General features: G+C 71.2%; 9 protein-coding genes and 1 pseudogene. 9 read left to right on the forward strand and 1 reads right to left on the reverse strand.

The genetic code is table 11. The annotated features are described in order from the left end of the window. Window positions 1-615: 615 nt before the first annotated feature. The 5 genes from AOK24_RS20055 (at window position 616) to AOK24_RS20075 (ending at window position 6,767) form a co-directional block, all read left to right on the forward strand. Window positions 616-1,137 (forward strand): sigma-70 family RNA polymerase sigma factor, encoded by a 522-nt coding sequence (locus tag AOK24_RS20055; protein WP_010039908.1) that lies wholly within the window; start codon window positions 616-618, stop codon window positions 1,135-1,137. A 62-nt stretch (window positions 1,138-1,199) separates the two neighbouring features. Then, window positions 1,200-1,976 (forward strand): anti-sigma factor family protein, encoded by a 777-nt coding sequence (locus AOK24_RS20060; protein ID WP_055721439.1) that lies wholly within the window; start codon window positions 1,200-1,202, stop codon window positions 1,974-1,976. Window positions 1,977-2,050: 74 nt separating this feature from the next. After that, window positions 2,051-4,453, forward strand: a complete 2,403-nt coding sequence (locus tag AOK24_RS20065; protein ID WP_055721440.1) for a HelD family protein — start codon at window positions 2,051-2,053, stop codon at window positions 4,451-4,453. A 304-nt stretch (window positions 4,454-4,757) separates the two neighbouring features. Beyond that, window positions 4,758-6,176: an NAD-dependent malic enzyme gene (locus AOK24_RS20070; RefSeq protein ID WP_055721441.1), complete on the forward strand. Its 1,419-nt coding sequence runs from the start codon at window positions 4,758-4,760 to the stop codon at window positions 6,174-6,176. 309 nt (window positions 6,177-6,485) lie between these two features. Then, window positions 6,486-6,767, forward strand: a complete 282-nt coding sequence (locus AOK24_RS20075; RefSeq protein WP_005486790.1) for an HU family DNA-binding protein — start codon at window positions 6,486-6,488, stop codon at window positions 6,765-6,767. 85 nt (window positions 6,768-6,852) lie between these two features. Here AOK24_RS20075 and murA read toward each other — a convergent pair whose 3' ends face one another. Continuing rightward, entirely contained in the window at window positions 6,853-8,199 is a 1,347-nt protein-coding gene (gene murA, locus AOK24_RS20080; RefSeq protein ID WP_055721442.1) for a UDP-N-acetylglucosamine 1-carboxyvinyltransferase, read from the reverse strand. A 285-nt stretch (window positions 8,200-8,484) separates the two neighbouring features. On the opposite strand from murA, the gene AOK24_RS20085 reads away from it, so the two are divergent. From AOK24_RS20085 to AOK24_RS20100, 4 genes and pseudogenes are all read left to right on the forward strand, one after another. Then, a complete protein-coding gene (locus AOK24_RS20085) occupies window positions 8,485-9,057 on the forward strand; it encodes a YqgE/AlgH family protein (protein ID WP_055721443.1) in 573 nt (190 codons plus the stop codon). Between the two features lie 29 nt (window positions 9,058-9,086). Then, window positions 9,087-9,371: a DUF3039 domain-containing protein gene (locus AOK24_RS20090; RefSeq protein ID WP_055721444.1), complete on the forward strand. Its 285-nt coding sequence runs from the start codon at window positions 9,087-9,089 to the stop codon at window positions 9,369-9,371. Window positions 9,372-9,685: 314 nt separating this feature from the next. Next, complete coding sequence (locus tag AOK24_RS20095; RefSeq protein WP_055721445.1) at window positions 9,686-10,579, forward strand: FAD binding domain-containing protein; 894 nt, start codon at window positions 9,686-9,688, stop codon at window positions 10,577-10,579. After that, window positions 10,576-10,852: pseudogene (locus tag AOK24_RS20100) on the forward strand ((2Fe-2S)-binding protein); the annotation flags it as partial. The gene AOK24_RS20095 and the pseudogene AOK24_RS20100, both read left to right, overlap by 4 nt.

Raw genomic sequence — 10,852 nt, forward strand, 5'->3', positions numbered from 1 at the left:
AGCCCCCAGTCGCCCTATCCCCGCCCGGAACCTCACCTTCAGCGGCGGGTTTTCGCCACCCCGGCCGAGCGGCGGGTGGGCCGGTGTGACGGGTGGAGGCCCCCTGGTCGCACAGAAGGGTGCTTGCAAGTCCACCGGCATCGCATATGACGCCACCAACTCCCGTTCAGCCGACGGCAAGCCAGAAGACACGCGGCGAAATCTCGCTCCGTGGACGCCGGTTCGCGCGAAAAGACCCCGCCCGCGACAGCTGACGTACCGTCAAGTCCCCCCCACCCTGTCCCACATGAACCTTTCGCCGAGAAACGCCGCATCGATCCCCCGGACCAGTCGAAGTGATTTCGACAACACTCCGTTTCACTTGTGCGGAGCCAGGGCACGTGGCGCGATCTTGTCGATGTGGCGGAAATGTAAAGAACCCCGGGTGGGAATGTGCGGCCATGTCCACCTCGTCACGGCACCGAGAGGAAAAGTGTCGAGCCCCTTGAACGCTCCGGAACCCCCGCCCGTACTCGTGGCGGAGCGACCGACTGGGGGAACCCCCGGACATCGGAGGTGGGCGTGCGCAAGGATTCCGTCGTGGCCAATGAACGTGGATCGAGGGCCCGACATCGCATGTCCCAGCCCTCGGAGCCTGATGAGGAGCTGATGCGTGCCCTGTACCGGGAGCACGCCGGACCCCTCCTCGCATATGTCCTGCGCCTGGTCGCCGGAGACCGCCAACGCGCCGAGGACGTCGTACAAGAGACACTCATCCGTGCCTGGAAGAACGCCGGACAGCTCAATCGAGCCACCGGATCGGTACGCCCCTGGCTGGTGACGGTCGCCCGGCGCATCGTCATCGACGGACACCGCAGCCGGCAGGCCCGGCCGCAGGAGGTCGACCCGTCACCGCTGGAGGTCATCCCCGCGGAGGACGAGATCGACAAGGCGCTGTGGCTGATGACCCTGTCGGACGCGCTGGACGACCTGACCCCGGCCCACCGGGAGGTGCTCGTCGAGACGTACTTCAAGGGGCGTACCGTCAACGAGGCGGCGGAGACCCTGGGCATCCCCAGCGGCACCGTCCGTTCCAGGGTGTTCTACGCCCTGCGGTCGATGAAGCTGGCTCTGGAGGAGCGGGGGGTGACGGCGTGATGAGTGTGTACGGGGGACAAGGCGGCGGATTCGGCACAGGTGGTCCGGGTATGTCTGGACCCATGAGCCCCAGGCAGGGAGCCCCCGCTCCCAACGAGCACGAGACCGTCGGCGCCTACGCCCTCGGCATCCTCGACGACGCCGAGGCGACCGCCTTCGAGGCCCACCTCGCGGGCTGCGAATGGTGCGCCCAGCAGCTCGACGAGCTGGCCGGCATGGAACCGATGCTCGCCGCGCTCGCGGACCTCCCGGGCACCGGCACCCCCGCCATCGGCGAGTCGCTCTCCGCCAAGCCCAGCCCGCGCCTGGTCGAGAAGCTGGTCGACGAGGTCGCCGACCGGCGCGCGGTCAAGCGCCGCCGCTCGTTCTTCCTGGTCGCGGCGGCAGCGGCGCTCATCATCGGCGGCCCGCTCGGCGTGATGGCCGCGACCGGCGGCGACGACGGCGGCGCCAAGACGGGTGTGGTCGCCTCCGCGAACCCGGCGAAGGACGTCTTCGGCACCCTCTCCGACAAGAAGACCGCGACGGACGCGGGCACCAAGGTCACCGGCACCGTCGCCTACGCCGAGAAGGCGTGGGGGACCGAGACCGTGGTCGAGCTCAAGAACGTCACCGGTCCGGAGAAGTGCTCCCTGATCGCCGTCGGCAAGAACGGCGAGCGCGAGACCGTCTCCACCTGGGCCGTACCGAACTGGGGCTACGGCATCCCGGACGCCCAGACCGAGCAGGCCCGCAACCCGCTGTACGTCATGGGCGGCACATCGATGAAGCCCGACCAGATCGACCACTTCGAGGTCGCCACCCTGAGCGGGAAGAAGCTGGTCCAGATCGACGCCTGAGCGCGCGTGACTTCCACCACCGGCCCCCTTTCGCGTACGGTTGACGGCTGCCCAGCACGTCAGAAGGGGGCCCGGTGGCCGCTCAGGCTCAACAGGAGACCGCGCTCAGATCAGCGCCCGCGCCGGACCGGGACACCGCCCCGGACTCCGTGCGGGACCGCGAGATCCGCGTCGAACAGGAACACCTCGACCGGGTCTACCGGCGCCTCGAGGAGAAGATCCACCAAGCGGAGTTCCTGCTGCACGACGCCTCCCAGCGCGGCCAGGTCGGCACCCCCGGCGCCCTCGCCGAACGCGACGCCCAGGTCTTCCGCGCCGGGATCCACCTCAACCGGCTGAACAACGAGTTCGAGGACTTCCTCTTCGGCCGGATCGACCTGCTCCTCGGCAAGGACGGCAAGAAGGGCCCCGACGGCGCCTACACCGCCGTCGAACCCGCCGAGGGCGTCATCAGGGACGACAACACCGCCGACATCGCCGAGACGCTCCACATCGGCCGGATCGGCGTCCTGGACGAGGAGTACGCCCCCCTCGTCATCGACTGGCGCGCGCCCGCCGCCGCGCCGTTCTACCGCTCCACGCCGGTCGACCCCGGCCGGGTCGTACGCCGCCGGGTCATCCGCTCCAAGGGCCGCCGCGTCCTCGGCGTCGAGGACGACCTGATGCGCCCCGAGCTGACGGCGTTCCTGGACGGTACGCAGCTGCCCGCGATCGGCGACGGCGCGCTGATGGCCGCGCTCGGCCAGGCCCGTACGCACACGATGCGCGACATCGTCTCCTCCATCCAGGCCGAACAGGACCTGGTCATCCGCGCCCCCGCGGCCTCGGTGGCGTACGTCGAGGGCGGGCCCGGCACCGGCAAGACGGCCGTCGCCCTGCACCGCGCCGCCTACCTCCTCTACCAGGACCGCCGCCGCTACGCGGGAGGCATCCTGATCGTCTCCCCGACCCCCCTCCTGGTCGCCTACACGGAGGGCGTCCTGCCCTCCCTCGGCGAGGAGGGCCAGGTCGCGATCCGCGCGATCGGCTCCCTGGTCGACGGCGCGGAGGCCACCCTGTACGACTCCCCGGCCGTCGCCCGCGCCAAGGGCTCGTACCGCATGCTGAGGGTGCTGCGGAAGGCGGCCCGGGGGGCGCTGGAAGTGTCCCCCAGAAGTACTACGGGTCTTACGGGTACTACGGGCCAGCTCGCCTTCGGAGACTCCGGCGACGACGCCGACGCCCCCTCCGGTACCCCCACCCGCCTGCGCGTCGTCGCCTTCAACCGGCGCCTGGAGCTGGAGGCCGGCGCCCTCGACCACGTACGCCGTACCGCGCTCAGCGGCACCGCGCCCGTCAACCTGCTGCGCCCGCGCGCGCGGAAGCTGCTGCTGGACGCGTTGTGGGAGCGGTCGGGCGCGGCGACCCGGCACACCGACCCGGAGCTCGCGGCCGAGCTGCGGCTCTCCTTCGACGAGGACGTGTCGACGGAGGACTCCTTCATCGAGTTCCTGGACGCCTGGTGGCCGGAGCTGACGCCGAAGGGCGTCCTCGCGGCGATGGCCGACGAGCGGCGGCTCGGGCGGTGGGCGCGGCGGATCCTGAACCCCGGCGAGGTGCGGCGCGTCGCGCGGGCGCTCAAGCGGGACGGGTACTCCGTGCACGACATCGCGATGCTGGACGAGCTCCAGGCGATCCTCGGCAGCCCGGCCCGGCCCAGGAAGAAGCGCGACCTCGACCCCCTGGACCAGCTGACCGGCCTCGACGAGCTGATGCCGGTGCGCGAGGAGTCGCAGCGGGAGCGCGCCGAGCGGCTCGCGCAGGAGCGGGTGGAGTACGCGCACGTCATCGTGGACGAGGCGCAGGACCTCACGCCGATGCAGTGGCGGATGGTCGGCCGGCGCGGCCGGCACGCGACCTGGACGGTCGTCGGCGACCCCGCCCAGTCCTCCTGGTCCGACCCCGACGAGGCCGCCGAGGCCCGCGACGAGGCCCTCGGCACCCGCCCCCGCCGCCGCTTCACCCTCACCGTCAACTACCGCAACCCCGCCGAGATCGCCGACCTCGCGGCGAAGGTCCTGGCGCTGGCGATGCCGGGCGCCGAGTCCCCGAGGGCGGTGCGCTCGACGGGCATCGTCCCCCGCTACAGCGTCGTAGGGCGGACGCTCGCCGACACGGTCCGCGAGGAGACGCGACGTCTCCTGGACCAGGTCGACGGCACCGTGGGCGTCGTCGTCGCGATGAACCGCCGCGAGGAGGCCCGCCGCTGGCTGGACGGCCTCGGCGACCGCGCGGTGGCCCTCGGCAGCCTGGAGGCCAAGGGCCTGGAGTACGACGCGACGGTCGTCGTCTCCCCGGCGGAGATCGCGGACGAGTCCCCGGCGGGCCTGCGCGTCCTGTACGTCGCCCTGACCCGCGCGACGCAGCAGCTCACGGTCGTGTCGGGGGAGCGGGACCAGCCGGACGGGGACGGGGTGCCGGACCTGCTGCGGGACTAGATTCCGGTGAACTCCCCGGACGGGAATGGTTCGTCGGCGTCCGTTTGTTAGCCTTGTCGTGACACCGGTTCGATCCAAGCCCCCGGGCCCAACCTTAGTCGCTTCGAGCGACCACTTGCCGCGAGGCGAGCATGGCGGGCCGGTGTCATAGACAAGGGGAAAGAGGCTCACGTCAGCTGTGACGTGGGCCTCTTTTCGTCGTGAACAAAAGGATCGCAATTCCGGACCGGCTAACGCCTACCCGGCGGTAGGTGCGACCATCGGACAGCAAGATTCAGCCTTACGGTGAAAGAGGAAGTCGGCCATGGCAACGGCGCCCAGCGTCTCCTACTCGATGACGATCCGGCTGGAGGTGCCCGCCGGCGGGACCGCCGTATCGGCCCTCACTTCCGTCGTGGAGTCCTCCGGCGGCTCCGTCACCGGCCTCGACGTCACCGCGTCCGGCCATGAGCGGCTCCGTATCGACGTCACCATCGCGGCCACCTCGACCGTGCACGCCGAGGAGATCGTCGAGAAGCTCCGCGGCGTCGAGGGCGTCACGCTGGGCAAGGTCTCCGACCGTACGTTCCTGATGCACCTCGGCGGCAAGATCGAGATGGCGTCCAAGCACCCCATCCGCAACCGCGACGACCTCTCGATGATCTACACCCCGGGCGTCGCCCGCGTGTGCATGGCGATCGCCGAGAACCCCGAGGACGCCCGCCGCCTCACCATCAAGCGCAACTCCGTCGCGGTCGTCACGGACGGCTCCGCGGTCCTCGGCCTCGGCAACATCGGCCCCAAGGCCGCCCTGCCGGTCATGGAGGGCAAGGCGGCCCTCTTCAAGCGGTTCGCCGGCATCGACGCCTGGCCGCTGTGCCTGGACACCCAGGACACCGACGCGATCGTCGAGATCGTCAAGGCCATCGCCCCCGGGTTCGCCGGTATCAACCTGGAGGACATCTCCGCGCCGCGCTGCTTCGAGATCGAGGCGCGCCTGCGCGAGGCCCTCGACATCCCCGTCTTCCACGACGACCAGCACGGCACCGCCATCGTCGTCCTCGCCGCCCTCACCAACGCGCTGCGGGTCGTCGGCAAGGACGTCTCCGATGTGAGGGTCGTCATGTCCGGCGCGGGCGCGGCCGGTACGGCGATCCTGAAGCTGCTCCTCGCGGCGGGCGTCAAGCACGCCGTCGTCGCCGACATCCACGGCGTCGTCCACGCGGCCCGCACCGACCTCGTCGACGCGCCCGCGGACTCGCCGCTGCGCTGGATCGCCGACAACACCAACCACGAGGGCCTCACCGGGACGCTGAAGGAGGCCGTGCGCGGGGCGGACGTCTTCATCGGGGTCTCCGCGCCGAACGTCCTCGACGGGGACGACGTCGCCGCGATGGCCGAGGGCGCGATCGTCTTCGCGCTCGCTAACCCCGACCCCGAGGTCGACCCGGGTGTCGCCCGGCAGACCGCCGCCGTCGTCGCCACCGGGCGCTCCGACTTCCCCAACCAGATCAACAACGTGCTGGTCTTCCCGGGTGTCTTCCGCGGTCTCCTCGACGCGCAGTCCCGCACGGTCAACACGGAGATGATGCTTGCTGCCGCGAAGGCGCTGGCGGACGTCGTGACCGAGGGCGAGCTGAACCCGAACTACATCATCCCCAGCGTCTTCAACGACAAGGTCGCGGGCGCCGTGGCCGGGGCGGTGCGGGACGCGGCGAAGGCCGCGGGCGCGTCGGCGTCGTAACCTTATCGATGCCCCGAGGCGGTCGCCTTCGTGACCGCCTCGTGGTCGCGTCTGTGAGACTTCCCACGGTCGGCGCCCGGCGCGTCGCGGAACGGGGCCGGTCGGCGGTGACTCTAGGGTTGCGGCCGAACAGGCGCCTTTCGTGTGCCTCCCCCGGGGGTTCTCACGACCCCTACGGGTGCCGGATTGGCTTTCGCGCCGCAGGTAGGGGCAGGATGCGACCCTGGGCGCGAGCGTATCGGCTTCGCTGTGCCCGAGGCTTTGCCGCAGGGCACGCCCCAACAGCAAGAAGAACACGGGAGTAACAACATGAACCGCAGTGAGCTGGTGGCCGCGCTGGCCGACCGCGCCGAGGTGACCCGCAAGGACGCCGACGCCGTGCTGGCCGCGTTCGCCGAGGTCGTCGGCGACATCGTCGCCAAGGGCGACGAGAAGGTCACCATCCCCGGCTTCCTGACCTTCGAGCGCACGCACCGCGCCGCTCGCACCGCGCGCAACCCGCAGACCGGCGACCCCATCCAGATCCCGGCGGGCTACTCCGTCAAGGTCTCCGCGGGCAGCAAGCTCAAGGAAGCGGCGAAGGGCAAGTAAGCCCTAGCGGCCTCGCCTCGCCGAAACACCCGATGGGCGGCCCTCCTTTTCAGGAGGGCCGCCCATCGTCGTATCCGAAACCCTTTTAGCCGAGCGCCTTGCCCGGGAGTTCCACCTTCGCGCCCAGCTCGACCAGCTTTTCCATGAAGTTCTCGTAGCCCCGGTTGATCAGGTCGATGCCGTGGACCCTGGAGGTGCCCTCGGCGGCCAGGGCGGCGATCAGGTAGGAGAAGCCGCCCCGGAGGTCGGGGATGACCAGGTCGGCGCCCTGGAGCTTCGTGGGGCCCGAGACGACCGCCGAGTGGAGGAAGTTGCGCTGGCCGAAGCGGCAGTCGGAGCCGCCGAGGCACTCGCGGTAGAGCTGGATGTGGGCGCCCATCTGGTTGAGGGCGGAGGTGAAGCCGAGGCGGGACTCGTAGACCGTCTCGTGGATGATCGACAGCCCGGTGGCCTGCGTGAGGGCGACCACCAGCGGCTGCTGCCAGTCCGTCTGGAACCCGGGGTGCACGTCCGTCTCCAGCGCGATGGACTTGAGCTGCCCGCCGGGGTGCCAGAAGCGGATGCCCTCGTCGTCGATCTGGAAGGCGCCGCCGACCTTGCGGTAGGTGTTGAGGAACGTCATCATCGACCGCTGCTGCGCGCCGCGGACGTAGATGTTCCCGTTGGTCGCGAGCGCCGCGGAAGCCCAGGAGGCGGCCTCCAGGCGGTCCGAGAGGGCCGCGTGGGTGTAGCCGCCGAGCTTGTCGACGCCGGTGATGCGGATCGTGCGGTCCGTGTCCATGGCGATGATCGCGCCCATCTTCTGCAAGACGCAGATGAGGTCCTCGATCTCGGGCTCGACGGCCGCGTTGGACAACTCGGTGACGCCCTCGGCGAGCACCGCCGTCAGCAGCACCTGCTCGGTCGCGCCGACCGACGGGTACGGCAGCCTGATCTTCGTACCGCGCAGCCGCTGCGGCGCCTCCAGGTACTGCCCGTCCGCGCGCTTCTCGATCGTCGCCCCGAACTGCCGCAGCACGTCGAAGTGGAAGTCGATCGGCCGGCCGCCGATGTCGCAGCCGCCGAGCCCGGGGATGAACGCGTGCCCGAGCCGGTGCAGCAGCGGACCGCAGAACAGGATCGGGATCCGGCTGGAGCCCGCGTGCGCGTCGATGTCGGCGACGTTCGCGCTCTCCACGTACGTCGGGTCCATCACCAGTTCGCCCGGCTCCTCTCCCGGACGGACCGTCACCCCGTGCAGTTGCAGCAGACCGCGTACGACGCGGACGTCACGGATGTCCGGAACGTTGCGCAGCCGACTCGGCTCACTGCCCAGCAGAGCGGCCACCATGGCCTTCGGTACGAGGTTCTTCGCACCGCGGACCCGGATCTCGCCCTCCAGCGGGGTACCGCCGTGGACTATCAGTACGTCGTCAGAGCCGTTGACGGTCATGTATCTCGCGTTCCATGGAGTGAGGAGTGGGGCAGGGACCAGAAGGGAAAGGGTAATCGCCGTTCACCCCCCTGCCGTAAGCCCCGGAGGCGCTCAGGAGCGTCATGGCTGTGTCACAACACGATCGGTGTGGTGCCGGGTACTTGTGGTTACCGGTCGGTTTCCGGCGTCCCGCGCGCGCGTGCGCCGCGTTTCGCACCCCGGGCCTGCTCTTACGCTCTCGGCCGAGCCCCGCGCGCGGGATTGCCTCCCCACGCGGCGGGCGGATGCGGGATCATGTCTGGCATGACCGAGGTGTCCTCGCTCACAGGGCGGCTGCTCGTGGCAACGCCCGCCCTGGCGGACCCGAACTTCGACCGTGCGGTGGTGCTCCTCCTCGACCACGACGAGGAGGGCTCCCTCGGTGTCGTCCTCAACCGCCCGACGCCCGTCGGCGTGGGCGACATCCTGGAGGGCTGGGCCGACCTCGCCGGGGAGCCCGGCGTCGTCTTCCAGGGCGGCCCGGTCTCCCTCGACTCGGCGCTCGGCGTCGCGGTGATCCCCGGCGGCGCCTCCGGCGAACGCGCGCCGCTCGGCTGGCGGCGGGTGCACGGGGCGATCGGCCTCGTCGACCTGGAGGCGCCCCCCGAACTCCTCGCCGAGGCCCTCGGCTCGCTGCGCATCTTCGCCGGGTACGCCGGCTGGGGGCCCGGGCAGCTGGAGGACGAGCTGGGGGACGGCGCCTGGTACGTCGTCGAGTCGGAGCCCGGCGACGTCTCCTCACCGGCGCCCGAGCGGCTCTGGCGCGAGGTGCTCAGACGCCAGCGCAGCGAGCTGGCGATGGTGGCCACGTACCCGGACGACCCTTCGCTCAACTGACGGGTGTGAGCTTCAGTACCCTGGGGCCTATGAGCACTCTCGAACCCGAGCGCGGAACCGGTACGGGGACCCTGGTCGAGCCGACGCCGCAGGTGTCGCACGGCGACGGCGACCACGAGCGGTTCGCGCACTACGTCCAGAAGGACAAGATCATGGCGAGCGCCCTCGACGGGACGCCCGTCGTCGCGCTCTGCGGCAAGGTCTGGGTGCCCGGCCGCGATCCCAAGAAGTACCCGGTCTGTCCCATGTGCAAGGAGATCTACGAGTCGATGGGCTCCGGGGACGACAAGGACGGGGACGGCGGCAAGAAGTAGCTCTCAGGTACGACGGGAAGCCTCCGGCCACGCGCGTGTGCGTGCGCCGGAGGCTTTCGTGCGCTGCGGGCGCTTGTAGGTATGTAGGGGGAGCAGATATGTAGGGGAAACCCCCGCAGGGTCACCGAAGAGGGGCAATTCGCACGGAGTGGGGACGGTCGGGGAAAACGGGTCTGAGGTGGGCGAACATCCCCAAGTGGACCCCTGTCCTCGGGTGTTGCGAACATGTGCCAGAGTTGCCACGTCCGCCCTGTCAGCACGTACCGTACGGCCAACAGGCGGGACCAGGTGGACGCGGGAAGGGGCAGCCGGTTTTGACCACGCACGCACCGCAGGCGGCGCAGTCCGTGACGCTGCCCACGACCCTGGACGAGGCCGTCGCGGCGCTCGCGGCGATGCCCACGGCCGTCCCCGTGGCGGGCGGCACCGACCTGATGGCCGCCGTCAACTCCGGCCAGCTCAGGCCCGCCGCGCTGGTCGGCCTCGGCCGCATCAGCGAGATCCGCGGCTGGCAGTACCAGGACGGCCACGCCCTCCTCGGCGCGGGCCTCACACACGCGCGCATGGGACGACCCGACTTCGCCGCCCTCATCCCCGCCCTCGCCGCCTCCGCGCGCGCGGCGGGCCCCCCGCAGATCCGCAACGCGGGCACGCTGGGCGGCAACATCGCCACCGCCGCCCCGACCGGCGACGCCCTGCCCGTGCTGGCCGCCCTGGAGGCCACCCTCGTCATCGCGGGCCCTGGCGGCGCGCGCCGCGAGATCCCCGTCTCCCACCTGCTGGCCGGCATGGAGATGCTGCGCGGCGGCGAACTCATCGGCTACGTGCGCGTGCCCCTGCTGCACGCCCCCCAGGTCTTCCTCAAGGCGACCGGCCGCACCGGCCCCGGCCGCGCCGCCGCCTCCGTCGCGCTCGTCCTCGACCCCGCCCGGCGCGGCGTGCGCTGCGCGGTCGGCGCGATCGCCCCGATGCCGCTGCGCCCGCTGGACGCCGAGGCGTGGGTCGCCCGGCTCATCGACTGGGACAACAACCGGCGGCTCGTCCCCGAGGCGCTCACCGCCTTCGGCGAGTACGTCGCCGCCGCCTGCATCCCCGACCCGGTCCCCGAGGTCGACGGCAGCGTCACCCCGCTGCCGCCCGCCGTACTGCACCTGCGGCGCACCGTCGCCGCGCTGGCCCGACGAGCACTGGGGAGGGCGCTGTCGTGACCGACGAGCAGCACAGTCAGGAACACGGCACGCCGCAGGGCGTCAGCCGCTGGGACCCGCTGCCCCAGGGCGACTACGACGACGGCGCGACCGCGTTCGTCAAGCTGCCCGAGGGCGGCGTCGACGCGCTCCTCGCGCGCGACAGCCCCCTCGCCGCGCCCGGCCACGGGTACGTCCCCCCGCCGATAACGCCCGAGCCCTGGGCCGCCCCCGCCGACGGCGCGGAGTGGCCCGCGCCCACGGTCTCCGGCTCCGGCGACGACCGCTTCACCT

The sequence above is a fragment of the Streptomyces niveiscabiei genome (assembly GCF_001419795.1).
In the GTDB taxonomy this organism is placed as follows: Bacteria; Actinomycetota; Actinomycetes; order Streptomycetales; family Streptomycetaceae; genus Streptomyces; species Streptomyces niveiscabiei.